Source organism: Plantibacter elymi (nom. nud.) (assembly GCF_900177795.1).
GTDB lineage: Bacteria > Actinomycetota > Actinomycetes > Actinomycetales > Microbacteriaceae > Plantibacter > Plantibacter elymi.
On the sequence record NZ_FXWJ01000005.1, the window covers coordinates 302,423 to 316,536 of the forward strand.

The 14,114-nt window shown below is 72.3% G+C and carries 11 protein-coding genes; 5 read left to right on the forward strand and 6 right to left on the reverse strand.

Annotated features, from left to right (window positions below; translation table 11 throughout):
- Window positions 1–27: 27 nt before the first annotated feature.
- The 3 genes from CCK91_RS16685 to CCK91_RS16695 are packed head-to-tail and all read right to left on the reverse strand — an operon-like array spanning window position 28 to window position 3,049.
- Window positions 28–1,122: a mandelate racemase/muconate lactonizing enzyme family protein gene (locus tag CCK91_RS16685; protein ID WP_086474958.1), complete on the reverse strand. Its 1,095-nt coding sequence runs from the start codon at window positions 1,120–1,122 to the stop codon at window positions 28–30.
- Between the two features lie 2 nt (window positions 1,123–1,124).
- Window positions 1,125–2,066 (reverse strand): 5-dehydro-4-deoxyglucarate dehydratase, encoded by a 942-nt coding sequence (locus CCK91_RS16690; protein WP_086474959.1) that lies wholly within the window; start codon window positions 2,064–2,066, stop codon window positions 1,125–1,127.
- A 14-nt stretch (window positions 2,067–2,080) separates the two neighbouring features.
- A complete protein-coding gene (locus CCK91_RS16695; protein ID WP_086474960.1) occupies window positions 2,081–3,049 on the reverse strand; it encodes an NAD-dependent epimerase/dehydratase family protein in 969 nt (322 codons plus the stop codon).
- Between the two features lie 126 nt (window positions 3,050–3,175).
- On the opposite strand from CCK91_RS16695, the gene CCK91_RS19735 reads away from it, so the two are divergent.
- Genes CCK91_RS19735 through CCK91_RS16715 form a run of 4 tightly spaced genes read left to right on the forward strand, consistent with a single transcriptional unit; the run spans window position 3,176 to window position 8,532 of the window.
- Entirely contained in the window at window positions 3,176–5,200 is a 2,025-nt protein-coding gene (locus tag CCK91_RS19735) for a DUF6807 family protein (protein WP_165767078.1), read from the forward strand.
- Window positions 5,197–6,366, forward strand: coding sequence for a Gfo/Idh/MocA family protein (locus CCK91_RS16705; RefSeq protein ID WP_086474961.1), 1,170 nt, complete (start codon window positions 5,197–5,199; stop codon window positions 6,364–6,366). The genes CCK91_RS19735 and CCK91_RS16705 overlap by 4 nt, the downstream gene beginning before the upstream one ends.
- Window positions 6,363–7,415, forward strand: coding sequence for a M24 family metallopeptidase (locus tag CCK91_RS16710; RefSeq protein ID WP_086474962.1), 1,053 nt, complete (start codon window positions 6,363–6,365; stop codon window positions 7,413–7,415). The genes CCK91_RS16705 and CCK91_RS16710 overlap by 4 nt, the downstream gene beginning before the upstream one ends.
- Window positions 7,416–7,419: 4 nt before the next feature.
- Window positions 7,420–8,532 carry a glycerate kinase gene (locus CCK91_RS16715; RefSeq protein ID WP_086474963.1) on the forward strand — a complete coding sequence of 371 codons (1,113 nt, stop codon included), beginning with the start codon at window positions 7,420–7,422 and terminating at the stop codon, window positions 8,530–8,532.
- 25 nt (window positions 8,533–8,557) lie between these two features.
- On the opposite strand, the gene CCK91_RS16720 is transcribed toward CCK91_RS16715, so the two are convergent.
- From CCK91_RS16720 to xylA, 3 genes are all read right to left on the reverse strand, one after another.
- Window positions 8,558–9,601, reverse strand: a complete 1,044-nt coding sequence (locus CCK91_RS16720) for an NADPH:quinone reductase (protein ID WP_086474964.1) — start codon at window positions 9,599–9,601, stop codon at window positions 8,558–8,560.
- A gap of 501 nt (window positions 9,602–10,102) precedes the next feature.
- Complete coding sequence (gene xylB / locus CCK91_RS16725; protein ID WP_086474965.1) at window positions 10,103–11,530, reverse strand: xylulokinase; 1,428 nt, start codon at window positions 11,528–11,530, stop codon at window positions 10,103–10,105.
- A gap of 130 nt (window positions 11,531–11,660) precedes the next feature.
- Window positions 11,661–12,851 (reverse strand): xylose isomerase, encoded by a 1,191-nt coding sequence (gene xylA / locus CCK91_RS16730; RefSeq protein WP_086474966.1) that lies wholly within the window; start codon window positions 12,849–12,851, stop codon window positions 11,661–11,663.
- A gap of 187 nt (window positions 12,852–13,038) precedes the next feature.
- Here xylA and CCK91_RS16735 point away from each other — a divergent pair, with 187 nt between their 5' ends.
- Window positions 13,039–14,085: a LacI family DNA-binding transcriptional regulator gene (locus tag CCK91_RS16735; protein WP_086474967.1), complete on the forward strand. Its 1,047-nt coding sequence runs from the start codon at window positions 13,039–13,041 to the stop codon at window positions 14,083–14,085.
- Window positions 14,086–14,114 lie beyond the last annotated feature (29 nt).

Below are 14,114 nucleotides of genomic sequence, written 5' to 3' on the forward strand. Positions count from 1 at the left end.
GAGTGGCGGACCGGGCGGCGGACGGGGTCAGTGCGCGACGGCAGTGGTCTCCGCGGCCCGGTCGCGGATCACGAAGCCGAGGCCGGGGCGCTGCTCGACCTGCACCAGGCCCTCCGCGATGGTGACCGGCCCGGGCTGGTCGATGGCCCCGATCGCGACGAAGCCCGCGTCCTCGACGTCCTCGACCTCGGTGACCTGCGGGAGGGCGAGTGCGAGCTGACCGGAGAGGTCGGGGAGCAGGTGCGGCGCGAGCGTGAGTCCAGCGTCGTCGACGAGTGCGGCGATCGCGAGGAAGGGGGTGATGCCGCCGACGCGGACCACGTTCGGCTGCAGGACGTCGGCGACGCCGCGGTCGACGAGGTCACGGAACCGGTGGATCGTGTGCACGTTCTCGCCCAGCGCGATCGGGATGTCGGTCGCCTGACGCAACCGTTCGTACCCCGCGGTGTCGTCGGACCGCAGCGGCTCCTCGATCCACGCCGGGTCGACGACGCCGAGCCGTTCCAAGGACGAGACCGCGCGGTCGACGTCCCAGCGCTGGTTCGCGTCGATCATGAGCCGGCGGTCCGGTCCGAGCAGTTCGCGCACCATCGTCACGCGGTCGACGTCCTCGGCGAGGTCGGGCTTGCCGACTTTGATCTTGACGGCGTCGTAGCCCGCCGCGATCCACCGCTCGACCTGCTCGGCGAGCGAAGCCTCGTCCACATGCAGGTTCACGCCGCTGCCGTACGCCCGGACCGTGTCGCGTCGACGGCCGAGGAGGTCGGGGAGCCCGAGACCGACCCGTCGCCCGCGGAGGTCCCAGAGCGCGGTGTCGAGCCCGGCGAGCGCGATCGTGGTGATCCCGCCACCACCGGCCTCGTGCAGATGTGCCCACAGCCGCGGCCAGAGTGCATCGGGGTCGGTCGTCGCTCCGAGGGCGGCGGCCGTGATGTCGTCGTCGAGCAGCGCGCGGACGGCCGTCGCTCCGATCGTCGGCGTCCACGTGAAGCCCGACCCCGTGGCCCCCTCGTCGTCGACGACGTCCACGCGGATGAGATGCAGCCACGGCGCCTCGGGCACCCAGGGACGCGGCATGGTGAATCGGCCGAGCGAGGTGGTGATGGACGCGATCCGGGTCATCGTCAGCGTCCTGCGGCCAGCGTCGCGTGCTCGGCGACGAGGTCGGCACCGGTCGCGAGGAGCGCCTCCAGGCGGTCGGTCTGCTCGGGGGTCGGGTCGACGAAGGGCGACCGCACGGAACCGACCGGCAGGCCTCCGAGCCGGACGCCGGCCTTGATGAGTGACACGGCGAAGCCGGGGGTCTCGTCGCGGAGGGCGACCAGTGGACGGTAGAACTCGCGGAGCAGGCGCTCGCGCAGCGGCTCATCGTGCTCGGTGTACGCGCGGTAGAACAGCGTCGCGAGCTCCGGCAGCATGGCGAAGACGGCCGAGGAGTAGAGCGGGATGCCGATGCCGCGGTAGGCGGCCTGCGTGAGCTCGGCGGTGAGGAGGCCGTTGAAGAAGGCGAAATCGTCGCGTCCCTCCTCGTGCACCGCCAGCACGATGTCCTGGGCGGCCGCGACGTCGCCGACGCCGTCCTTGAAGCCGACGACCTGCGGGTTGCGGGCGAGGTGACGCATCGTCGCCGTCGTGTACCGGGCGTTATTCCGGTGGTAGACGATCGCTGGGAGGCTCGTCGCCGAGAGGACGTCCTCGACGTACGCCTGCAGCCCGGCCGCCGGCCCGGAGACGAGGTACGGCGGCATGAGCAGGATCGCGTCGGCGCCCGCCTCTTCGGCCGCCACGGCGAGCTCCTTGGCGGTCGCCACGCCTCCTCCGGCGCCACCGATGACCGGGACGGCGCCGTCGACGACCTCGACGGTCCGCTGGACGACGCGGGCGGCCTCCGACGGCGACATCGCGTGCAGCTCGCCGGTGCCGCAGGCGGGGAACACCCCTCCCGGGCGGTGTTCGAGTCGCGACTCGAGGTGGGTGCCGAGGAGCCCCAGGTCGACCTCGCCCGCGGCGTCGAAGGGGGTGATCGGGAAGTACAGGACGCCGTCGAAGGCGAGCGGTGCTGGCATGGTGGAGGTCCTCGTCATCGTGGGGCTGGGGCTGGAACAGGAGTGGTGGCCGGCCGGCCGGTGTCGGCGGCGAGCAGGTCGGTGAGGCGGGCCGCCTCGGCAGGGCTGAGTGCGGATCGCCAGTCGTGCTCCGGGCGCCACCCGAGGTGGGCGGTGGCCTTCGCGCTGCTGAAGGCGGCGGCTCGGTCGACGAGTCCGTCGGCGAACCCGGCGGTGCTCGGGACCTGCGCGGGCAGCAGGGTGGACAGGGGTGCGAGCGCCAGGGCGTCGTCGGCGCCGACGAAGTACACCTCGCCGGAGTGTCGGGCTTCGGCACGATCGATCCAGGCGGCGACGAACCGGCCGGCGTCACGCGCATCCACGTAGTTGTAGAGGGAGACGGCCGCGAGTGCGGGATCGGCGAGCCGGTCGACGATGGTGTGCCCCTGCTGCGTCGGCGCGCCCTCCCACTCCTCCGGGGAGACGACGAAGCACGGCCGAAACGCGCCGGTGATGACGGCGTCACTGTGGGCTCGGGCCAGCATCGCGACCGTCGACTCGATCGCGACCTTCGACAGTGCGTAGGCGTTCCACGGGGCGACCCGGTGCTCCTCGGTGATGGGGAGCGCCTCGGGCGTCCACCCGTGCGGGGCGCCGTAGCCGATGACGGTCGGGCTGCTCGCGGCCAGCAGCCTGGTCGCCCGGGCGGCGATCCCGGCGGTGAGGGCGGTGAAGGCGAGCGTCTGGTTGGTCGCCAGGATGACGTGCTCCGGCGCGCTGAACGGCACCGCGATCGCCGCCAGGTGCACGACGGCGTCGGGCCGCAGGGTGGCGAAGAGCTCATGGGTGGCGTCGTGGTCGAGGAGGTCCGCGGTCCGGCCTTCGACGCCGGGGAGTCCGGGGTCGGTCCGATCGACGGAGACGACCTCGTGGCCTGCTTCGCCGAGGGCGCTCGCGACGCTCCGCCCGAGTCGTCCTGCGCCGCCGGTGACGATGATGCGCATCGGTGTCCTCTCTGACCACGTCCGGGTCGACGAGGCCGACCGCGAGAACCGAGAAACCGGTTTCTTGCTGCGAGCCTATAGGATGATTGATGACGGCACCACCTGTGACGAGTTGAACGAGGACGTATGAGCAACCGGTTCCCCAGCGCTGGACCGACACCGACGATCTCCGACGTCGCCGAGCAGGCAGGCGTCTCGAAGGCCACCGTGTCGCGCGTCCTCAATGGCAAGGCGACCGTCGACGCGACGATAGCCGACCGCGTCCTCGCCGCGGTGGACGCCCTCGGCTACCGCCCGAGCATGCTGGCCCGAAGCCTGTCGCTCGGCCGCACGAACACCATCGGGGTCGTCGTACCCGACCTCGAGAACCCGATGTTCCAGGAGATCCTGCGCGGGGTCACCCGGGCCGCGGCGGCCGACGGCTACCGCGTCCTCGTGACCGACACCGAGGAGGACCCGGCCGACGAGGCGGCGGCGGCCCGCGAAGCCCGTCGTCGCTGCGACGCGATCGTCCTCTGCTCACCCCGCCTGGCCGAACCGGAGCTTCGAGCGCTGCTCGCCGAACTGCACCCGGTCGTGCTCGTCAACCGCGAGCTCGCCGACTCGCCCGTGCCGTCGGTGTCCATCGACTACGCCAGCGGCATGGAGCAGGTGCTCGCCGAGCTGCACGCACTCGGGCACCGGCACATCCTGTACCTCGCGGGTCCCACCGCGAGTCAGGGCGATCGCCTCCGACGGGTCGGCATCGCCCGCGCACGCTCGGACCACGACGATCTCTCCGTCGACATCGTGCCGGCCGGTTCTGCGCTGGTGGACGGCGCGGCGGTCGTCGACACGGTGGTGCAGCACGATGCGACCGCCGTCGTCGCCTTCAACGACCTCGTCGCCCTCGGGCTCGTCTCGGCGCTCCGCGGTGCCGGTGTGTCCGTCCCCTCGGCGCTCAGTGTGGTCGGCTTCGACGACATCCCGTTCGCGGCGTTCGCGGTGCCGGCGCTCAGTACGGTGTCCGTCCCGCGACGCGAGCTCGGCGCCGAGGCGTGGACCAGACTGCGCGACACCATCGGCGGCGCAGAGGGTGGACACCCGCTCGTCTTCCGACCGCGGTTCGTCGCGCGGGAGAGCACCGCAGCCCGCCCGGCCGCGACTCCGCCGGTCTGGCGCGGAACCGGGCAGCACCCCGCCTCACCGGAGCTGACCGCCCGGCTCGGCGACCGCGAGGTCCTCGTCCTTCAGGACGGCAGCGGCCTCGAACCGACCGATGCCCCGCGACCGTTCGCGCACCCCGTCACTTCGCTCGGCGGGACCGTCGTCACGGAATCCGCTCCCGACGACCACCCCCACCATGTCGGTCTCTCGATGGCCGTCGCCGACGTCGACGGTGTCTCCTACTGGGGCGGTCGCACCTACGTCGCCGGGCAGGGGTCGACGATGCTCGACAACCACGGTGTCCAGCGCGTCACCGAGACCGACGTGGACGCCGGTGTGCTGCGTCAGTCCCTCGACTGGGTCGGGCGCGACGGGACGACGCAGCTGCGCGAATCGCGCACCACGGTCGTCGAGGAGTTCGCCGTGCCTGGCCTCGGCAGCGGGGTGCCGGCCCTGCGCGTCGCCGTCTCCAGCGTCCTCCAGACGACGGGATCGACGGTGACGATCGGCTCGCCGGCCACCAACGGCCGCGAAGGTGCCGGCTACGGCGGATGGTTCTGGCGATTGCCCGCGGACGCCCACCGGTCCGTCCTCAGCGCTGACGGACCGGGGGAGTCGACCGCGCACGGCTCGAGTGCGGCCTGGGTCGCCTTCGTCCTCGACGCCGATGGGAGCGCTGACGCGGAGACGGGCGACACCACCGAGCCCGCCCCGACGCCGGCTCGACGCCCCACCACCGTCCTGTTCCGACAGCCCGCAGGGAACGCCTTCCCCTGGTTCCTCCGCGCGGCCGAGTACCCGGGTGTCGGGGTCTCGCTCGCCGCCGCCACCCGAACCACCATCACCGCCGACACCCCGCTCGTCACCGGTCTGGAGGCGGTCGTCGTCGACGGCGCTCTGGACGCGGAGCAGGCGAAGGCCATCCACCGCGCGCTCCTCACCGCCGAGGAACGCGGCACCGAACCGCGCAGCACCGAACCGCGCAGCACAGGGAGTGACGCATGACCAGCACCGACCACGCCACCGCCACCACCGCCCCGACCGTCGTGGTCGTCGGGATCCACGGCCATGGCGCCAGCCATGTGGCGGCAGCCAGGGCGCTCGCCGCGACCGGCGCGATCCGCCTCGTCGGCCTCGTCGACCGGACCTTCACCGAGGAGGACCGCGCTGCCGGGGACGCACCGCTCCGCGACTCGCTCGAGGAGTGCTTCGCCGCCGGGCGGGTGGATGTCGTCATCCTCTCGACCCCGATCCACACGCACCTGGACCTCGCCGTCGCCGCACTCGAGCACGGCGCCGACGTTCTGCTCGAGAAGCCCCCGGTGACCTCGAACGACGAACTCGATCGACTGCAGGCCACCGCCGCCCGCACCGGCGGGCTCGTGCAGGTCGGGTTCCAGAGCCTCGGATCGCACGCGATCGGCGAGATCGCCGACATCGTCGCCGGCGGGGAGATCGGGGCCGTGACAGCACTCGAAGCGAGAGGCACCTGGGTCCGCACCGTCGGGTACTGGACGCGTGCCGCGTGGTCGGGCCGGCGCACCCTTGACGGCACACCCGTCGTGGACGGCGTCGTCACCAACCCCTTCGCGCACGCGGTCCAGACCATGCTCCGGCTCGGCGGCACGACCGACCGTGCGGCGATCGCCACCATCGACCTCGACCAATACCGGGCGAACGACATCGAGGCGGACGACACCTCCGTCGTCCGCATCACCCCACAGCGCGGCCCGATCATGACCGCGGCGCTCACCCTGTGCGCGCAGGAGACGACCGACCCGGTGGTCACTGTCCACGGGGAGCTCGGCTCGGTCCGGTTCCACTACACGCGCGACGAGGTCGAGGTGGTCGTCGACGGCGTCACCGCGCGACGCTGGACGACAGGCCGGACCGACCTGCTCCCCGACCTCCTCCGCGCGCGCGAGGCGGTCCGGGCGGGTGAGGACGCCGCACTCGTCAGCTCCCTGGCCGACGCGTCCGCCTTCACCGCCGTCCTCGACGAGGTCCGGTCGGCCCCAGCGCCACACCGCATCCCCGCTGATCTCGTCGAGTGGCTCGGGACGGGCGACGACCGCCGCCCGGTCATCCCGAGGATCGAGGAGCTCGTCGCGGAAGCGGCCGCCACCGGCAGGACCTTCGCCGAGCTCGGGACCGATTGGGCTCGGCGATGAGTGACGAGCGGCCCGGGCCGGACGAGGTCGACCGCCGTCGCAAGCACGCCCGACTCGTGTCGCTCCTTGAGGCCCGTGGAGCCGGCACGATCGTGCTGCGGTCCGCCGCCGCGGTCAGCTGGTACCTCGACGGCTCGCGCGTCCACGTGAGCCTCGCGGCCGACCCGATCGTCGCGGTCGTGGTCTCGCCGGGCGACGCGTGGCTCGTCGCGACCTCGAACGAGGTGGAGCGGCTGCAGGCCGAGGAGCTGCCCGACATCCGGGTCCGGACGGTGCCGTGGCACACGCCGATCGACGCGGTGCTGCCGAGTGGGGACGGGGTGCTGCAGGAGGCCGATGTCGCCGCCGAGCTTCGGGCGGCGCGCGCCTCGCTCCTCCCGGCCGAACTCGCGCGCTTCCGTTCGCTCGGGCGGGAGACGACGTCGGCGCTCGAGGCGCTCGTCGGCGAGCTCGACCCCGCCCGGACGGAACGCGCGGTCGCGGCGGACCTCGCCGGGCGCCTCGTCGCGGCCGGGATCGACCCGCTCGTCCTCCTCGTCGCCGGGGAGGGCAGACTCGCCCACCGGCACCCGCTGCCGACCGAGGGGCGACTCGGCTCCCGGGCCATGCTCGTCGCCTGCGGCCGCCGCGACGGGCTCATCGTGAACCTCACGCGGTGGTTCGACGAGGGCGGCACCCCGGCGGAGCCGTTCGCCACCGACATGCATCGCATCCGTGCCGTCGAACGCGCCTATCTCGACGCCACCGTGCCGGGTGCCTCGCTCGCCGACATCCTCCGGACGGGGAGTGCGGCCTACGCCGAGCAGGGCTTCGACGCCGACGAGTGGACGAAGCACCATCAGGGCGGTGCGGCCGGGTACGCGGGACGCGATCCGCGCGCCACGCCTGAGGCGACCGACGTCGTCCAGCCATGGCAGGCCTTCGCCTGGAACCCGACCGCCCCCGCCGTGAAGGTCGAGGACACCGTCGTGGTCACGCCGGACGGCGTCGAGGTGCTGACGACGAGCGCGGCCTCGACCCACCCGACCCCGACCACCGTGGGAGGCTGAAGACATGACCCGGCACATCGTCATCGCACCGGACTCGTTCAAGGGCACGGCGACCGCCGCGGAGGTCGCCGAGGCGATCGCCGACGGGTGGCGGACCGTCCGGCCCGACGACATCCTGCAGTCGCTCCCCATGGCCGACGGCGGGGAGGGCACGCTCGACGCGTTCGCGGCAGCAGTTCCTGGCGCGCGTCGGCACCCGATCACGGTCACCGGCCCGGTCGGTGACCCGGTGGACGCCGAGTGGCTCGAGTTGCCCGACGGCTCGGCGGTCGTGGAACTCGCGCAGACGAGCGGTCTCACCCTGCTCGACCCGCTGCAGCCGTTCGCGGCGCACACCGTCGGCTTCGGTGAGGCCATCGCGGCCGCGCTGGACCACGGTGCTCGACGCCTCCTGCTCGCGATCGGGGGAAGCTCCAGCACGGATGGCGGAGCCGGGCTGCTCACTGCGCTCGGAGCGCGGCTGGTGGACACCGACGGGGGACCGGTTGCCGCCGGCAACGTCGGACTCGCGACGCTCCGCGACATCGACACCGCCGGACTCCGCGCGCTGCCGCCGGACGGCGCGGTCATCCTCAGCGACGTGACCAACCCGCTGCTCGGTGACCGCGGTGCCGCTGCGGTCTTCGGTCCGCAGAAGGGCGCGACCACCGCCGACGTCGCGGTCCTCGACGCCAACCTGGCAAGGTTCGTGAGCCGCGCTGCGGAGGCGTTCGGGCGGGACCACGCGGAACGCGCAGCGGTCGAACCCGGCGCCGGTGCGGCGGGCGGTGCGGGCTACGGCCTCCTGCTGTGGGGCGCCACAGCCACCTCGGGCGCGCGCGGCGTCGGTGAGGCGATCGCCCTCCCGGAAGCGGCCGCGGCGGCATCGATCGTGATCACGGGCGAGGGCCGCTTCGACGACCAGACGGCCGACGGCAAGGTCGCCTCCTGGGTCGCTGGGCTCGCGGCGGACCGGACCATGCTCGTCGCCGGGGCGATCCAGGCACCCACCGAGGGCATCTTCCTCGCGGCGGCATCACTCACGGAGCTGGCCGGCGGTGTCGAGGCGGCGATGGCCGAACCGCTCGTCCACCTGCGTGCGGCAGGGGCGGCACTGGCCACCCAGTACCGCCCCTGATCACCTCACCTGGCGGTGACGTACGTCATGCGGTGACTTCGATGAGGACCTTCCCGACCGTGTCGTCCTCGACGGCGGCGTGAGCCGCAGCCGTCTCCGCGAGCGGGAACACCGTCAGCGCCAGACCGTGGTCCTCGCCGACGTGGAGCGCGCCGTCCTCGATCGCTGCGGTGATGTCCTCGGCCGCGGCGTGGAGTGCGGCGTCACCGACCGTGTAGAGCAGCATGAACTGGAGCCGCGTGTTGAGCCCCATGTGCGGACGGATGTCGAGCGTGACCTGGTCACCGCCGTTGTTGGCGTAGCTGACGACCGTGCCGCGCGGGGCGAGGACCGCCTGGTCGAGGGGGAGGTTCTGCGCGATCGCGACCTCCACGACGAGGTCGACGCCGCCGGGTGCCACCTCGCGGATCGCCGCGGCGGTGTCGCCCTCGCGGTAGTTCACGACGTGGTGTGCTCCCGCGGCGGTCGCGAGGCGGGCCTTCTCGTCGCTGCTGATGGTGCTGATCACCGTCGCGCCGGCCCAGCGGGCGAGCTGGATCGCGGCGTTGCCGACGGCGCCGGCGCCACCCTGGACGAGGACCGTTCGGCCGTCGAGGGCTCCGGGGGCGAGGCGCGTCGGGCCGTCCTGCGCGACGGTGAGCGCGCGGTGCGCGGTCATCGCGGGGACGCCGAGGCTGGCGCCGAGCTCGAACGAAGCGCCGTCGGGCAGGGGGACCACGCGGGATACGGGCTGGACCGTGAACTCCTGGGCCGTGCCCAGCGGGCTCTCGTGCGCCGCGAGGTACACCCAGACGCGGTCGCCGACGGCGAAGGTGGTCGTGGACGCCGCGTCGCCGGCGGCGGGGCCGACCGCGTCGATCACGCCGGCACCGTCGAGGTTCGGGACGACCTCGGGGAAGGGCATGCCACCCGAGGGGCCGCCGCCGCGCCTGGTCTTCCAGTCGGTCGGGTTGACGCCGGAGAACGCGAGCTTGACGCGGACCTCGCCGGGGCCGGGCTCGGGGAGCTCGCGCTCGACGAGTTGGAGGACGGACGGGTCACCGTTGGTGGAGTAGACGATCGATCGCATACCGGGGCCAACGTCTCCGCCCGCCGGATGATTCCACGCTGGCACTTCGACAGGCTCAGTGACCGGGGAAGAATTACTCGGTGACCGGGGAGGAGATACCCGTTCCCTGAGCTTGTCGAAGGGCCCCCGGGGTGGCGTTGCGTCTCGGGAGGCTTCTGCGTGTGGCACTTCGACAGGCTCAGTGACCGGGGGATGTTCGCTCAGTGACCGGGTGGTGCTCGGTGACCGAGGGAAGGGATACCCGTTCCCTGAGCTTGTCGAAGGGCCCCCGGGGTGGCGTTGCGTCTCGGGAGGCTTCTGCGTGTGGCACTTCGACAGGCTCAGTGACCGGGTGGTGCTCGGTGACCGAAGAGGGGATGCCCGTTCCCTGAGCTTGTCGAAGGGCCCCCGGGGAGCGTTGTGGGTCTGGGGGCTCCGGTATGTGGCACTTCGACAGGCTCAGTGACCGGGAGGGGGCGGCTCAGTGACCGGGAGGAGGTCTGCTCAGTGAGCGGCCGAGGTTCAGGCTCGGGCGGCGTACTGCTCCCGCGCGATCCCGGACGCGTCGGCAGCGACAGCCCGGACCGCCCCGTCGTCGGCCCCCACCGCAGCCCACGCCGGGCGAGTGCCACTCAGCGCCCAGGCCGCCTGCACCGCGGCGCCGTCGGCGACGTACTCCCCGGGGGCCGGCACGACGACCGGCACGTCGAAGACCTCGCGCGCGATCGCCTGCACCGCCGGGTTCTGAGCCGCACCACCGATGAGGAGGACGCGCTCCGCCGTGACGCCCTGCGCGAGCACCGCGTCGAGGCCGTCGGCGAGTCCGCAGAGCAGCCCCTCGATCGCCGCGCGAGCGAGACCCTCGCGCGTCGTCGACTCCAGGGTCATGCCGAAGAGGGTCGCCGTCGCGTCCGGCCGGTTCGGGGTGCGCTCGCCCTCGAAGTACGGCTGGAGCACGAGACCACGTGCCCCGGCCTCGGCCTCGAGCGCGAGTCGACCGAGTTCCGTGTGGTCGACGCTGAGCAGCGCGGCCACCGCGTCGAGGATCCGGGCGGCGTTGAGTGTCGCGATGAGCGGCAGGAACGCGCCGTCGGCCGAGGCGAACCCGGCGACGGTGCCCGTGCTGTCGCGGACCACGGCCGGCGTCACGGCGAACACCGTCCCGCTCGTGCCGATCGACACGACGACATCGCCGGCCGTCGCACCGAGCCCGAGGGCGGCTCCGGCGTTGTCGCCGGCGCCCGCCCCGATGACGGTGTCCGGCCCGATGAGGCCGCCGTCGACACCGGTCCCGGCGGACTCCTCCGGCGCGAGCACGCGCGGGAGGATCGCATCGTGGCCGAGTGCTGCGACGAGCAGCTCGCGGTCGTACTCGCCGTCGGCGGGGGACCAGTAGCCGGTGCCGGAGGCGTCGGAGCGGTCGGTCGTCAGCTCGGCGAGATCCGCGCCGAGTGGGCTCTCGTCGGCCGGACCGAAGCCGCGCAGACGCCAGCTCAGCCAGTCGTGGGGGAGCGCGACGGCGGCGACCTCGGCGGCGTTCCCCGGTTCGGCGTCGCGCAGCCAACGCAGCTTCGTGATCGTGAAGGAGGCGACGGGGACGCACCCGGTCCGCTGGGCGAGCTCCGCAGCGCCGAACTCGGCGATGAGGTCCGTCGCGGCCTGCGCGCTCCGGGTGTCGTTCCAGAGGAGCGCCGGACGGATGACGCGACCGTCGACGTCGAGCGCGACCATGCCGTGCTGCTGGGCCGCGACCGACACCGCTGCGACGTCGGCCAACCCGCCGGCGGCGGCGGCCGCCTCCTGGAGCGCCTGCCACCACGCTGCCGGGTCGACCTCGGTGCCGGCGGGGTGCGCTGCGCGTCCTTCGCGCACGAGCGCTCCGGTCTCGGCGTCGCGGATGACGACCTTGCAGCTCTGGGTGGACGAATCGATGCCGGCGACGAGCGTCATCGCTCTCCCTGTTCTCGGTGGTGGGCGGTCGGGTGACCGCCGGGTCTGCTGTGGGGGTGGAACGCGGAACGGCGTTCCGCCCCTGATCCTCTCGGATCAGGAGACGGAACGCCAGGTTCGCGGGTGTCGGCTAGCGCGCGCCCATGAGGTGGTCGACGGCCAGCTGCTGCAGGCGGACGAACCCGAAGCCCTTGCCGCCGAAGTAGGCGTCGGCGTCGAAGTCCTCGTACGACGAGCGGTCGGCGAGCAACTGCTGGACGGTCTCGCCGGGGTTGAGCGTCGGCTCGCGCAGCTCGGGCACGCGGGCGGCGGCCAGCGCCTCCTGCACCTCGGGGTCGGCGCGGAACGCCTCGGCGCGCTCCTTGAGCAGCAGGTACATGCGCATGTTGGCGGCTGCGGAGTCCCACACGCCCGTGATGTCCTCGGTGCGGCTCGGCTTGTAGTCGAAGTGACGCGGGCCGTCGTACGCGGGGCCGCCGTTCACGCCACCGTGCTCGAGGAGGTCGACGAGCGAGAACGCGTTCTGCAGGTCGCCGTGACCGAAGACGAGGTCCTGGTCGTACTTGATGCCCCGCTGGCCGTTGAGGTCGATGTGGTAGAGCTTGCCCTGGTAGAGCGCCTGGGCGATGCCGGCGGTGAAGTTGAGGCCCGCCATCTGCTCGTGGCCGACCTCGGGGTTGATGCCGACGAGCTCCGGGCGCTCGAGGGTCTCGATGAACGCCATCGCGTGGCCGAGCGTCGGGAGCAGGATGTCCCCACGGGGCTCGTTGGGCTTCGGCTCGATCGCGAAGCGGATGTCGTAGCCCTTGTCGGTCACGTAGTCACCGAGGAAGTTGACCGCCTCGCGGTAACGCTCGAGCGCCGCCTGCACGTCCTTCGCGGAGTCGTACTCGGCGCCCTCGCGGCCGCCCCACATGACGAAGGTCTTGGCGCCGAGCTCGGCGGCGAGGTCGAGGTTGCGGAGCACCTTGCGGAGGGCGAAGCGACGGACGGCGCGGTCGTTCGAGGTGAAGCCGCCGTCCTTGAAGACGGGCGCGCTGAACAGGTTGGTGGTCACCATCGGCACGATGACGCCGGTGTCGGCGAGCGCCTGCTTGAGACGGTCGATCTGCTTCTGGCGTTCGGCGTCGGTCGAACCGAAGGCGAAGAGGTCGTCGTCGTGGAAGGTGAGGCCGTAGGCGCCGAGGTCGTTCAGGCGGGTGACGGCCTCGACCACGTCGAGGTTCGGGCGGGTGGGGCCACCGAACGGGTCGGTCCCGTTGTAGCCGATCGTCCAGAGGCCGAAGGAGAACCGATCGGCTTTGGCGGGGGTGAGGCTCATGCGTGCAGTCCTTCAACGTCGTTGGTGAGCGGATGATTTGTTGTTAACCACAACTTATAATCGAGACTAGCAGATCGTCGGCCGCGCGTCACCGGTCGAGTGTCGCGAAATATTTCGTTAGCATGGGCAGAACTTCTCGCTGCTGAGACGGCCGTCCGGCCCGACCGAGAGGGATCGGAGGACTCGGATGAGCGACGACCTCGCGGTGCAGGCCGCCGGACCCGGCGGCGTCGGCGGGCGCGCGACCCTGTCGCGCATCGCCAGGGAGGCCTCCGTGTCGGTGTCGACGGCCTCGAAGGTGCTCAACGGGCGACCGGGGGTGTCGCCGGACACCCGGGAGATCGTCGAGCGATTGCTGGACCGCCACGGCTACAGCCGCCGCGGTGCGGAGCTCGCGCAGGGCTCGCTCATCGAGCTCGTCTTCGAGTACATCGACAGCTCCTGGTCGCTCGAGATCATCCGCGGTGTCGAGAAGGTCGCGCGTCAGCACGGCATGAGCGTCACCCTGACCGAGACGGGGGCCCGGCGCTCGACCGGTGAGGGCTGGGTCGAGAGCATCATCGGGAGGAAGCCGGTCGGGGTCATCCTCGTGTTCTCGGACATCGACCCGGCGTACCGGCGCCAGCTCCACACGCGCAACATCCCGGTCGTCGTGGTCGACCCGGCGGGGGACCCGGGTCCGGAGGTCGCCGCCATCGGCTCCACGAACTGGTCCGGTGGGATGGCCGCGACGCGCCACCTCATCGAGCTCGGACACCGCAGGATCGGCCTGATCTCGGGCCCGCAGGACCTCATGTGCTCGCGGGCGCGGGTCTCCGGCTACCGATCCGCGCTCGAGGAGGCCGGGATCCCGCTCGACGAGACCATCCTGCGGCGCGGTGAGTTCATCCCGGAGGCAGGACGCGTCCTGGCCCTCGAACTGTTGCAGCGCGAGGATCGCCCGACCGCGATCTTCGCCGGCAACGACATGCAGGCGTTCGGTGTCTACGAGGCGGCGCGCTCGCTCGGGATCTCGATCCCGGAGCAGCTGTCGGTCGTCGGGTACGACGACGTCCCGCCGGCCAAGTGGGTCGGTCCGGCCCTCACGACCATCCGGCAGCCCCTCATCGAGATGGCCGAGGAGGCCACCCGCCTGGTGCTGAAGCTGCGTTCCGAGACGGTCGACAACATCCGCCTCGACCTCGCCACCTCCCTCGTCGTCCGGGGTTCGACCGCTGCCCCGTCCACCCCCTAGCCCGCGAACTGTCACTCGCTGCTAGTCCG

Bases quoted from the DNA above. Each gene is read 5' to 3' on its own strand.
- xylB (WP_086474965.1), bottom strand. From the start codon at position 11,530: ATGACGCTCGTCGCCGGCATCGATTCGTCCACCCAGAGCTGCAAGGTC.
- CCK91_RS16695 (WP_086474960.1), bottom strand. From the start codon at position 3,049: ATGCGCATCATCGTCACCGGCGGCGCAGGACGACTCGGGCGGAGCGTC.
- xylA (WP_086474966.1), bottom strand. From the start codon at position 12,851: ATGAGCCTCACCCCCGCCAAAGCCGATCGGTTCTCCTTCGGCCTCTGG.
- CCK91_RS16715 (WP_086474963.1), top strand. From the start codon at position 7,420: ATGACCCGGCACATCGTCATCGCACCGGACTCGTTCAAGGGCACGGCG.
- CCK91_RS16690 (WP_086474959.1), bottom strand. From the start codon at position 2,066: ATGCCAGCACCGCTCGCCTTCGACGGCGTCCTGTACTTCCCGATCACC.
- CCK91_RS16710 (WP_086474962.1), top strand. From the start codon at position 6,363: ATGAGTGACGAGCGGCCCGGGCCGGACGAGGTCGACCGCCGTCGCAAG.
- CCK91_RS16735 (WP_086474967.1), top strand. From the start codon at position 13,039: ATGAGCGACGACCTCGCGGTGCAGGCCGCCGGACCCGGCGGCGTCGGC.
- CCK91_RS19735 (WP_165767078.1), top strand. From the start codon at position 3,176: ATGAGCAACCGGTTCCCCAGCGCTGGACCGACACCGACGATCTCCGAC.
- CCK91_RS16705 (WP_086474961.1), top strand. From the start codon at position 5,197: ATGACCAGCACCGACCACGCCACCGCCACCACCGCCCCGACCGTCGTG.
- CCK91_RS16720 (WP_086474964.1), bottom strand. From the start codon at position 9,601: ATGCGATCGATCGTCTACTCCACCAACGGTGACCCGTCCGTCCTCCAA.
- CCK91_RS16685 (WP_086474958.1), bottom strand. From the start codon at position 1,122: ATGACCCGGATCGCGTCCATCACCACCTCGCTCGGCCGATTCACCATG.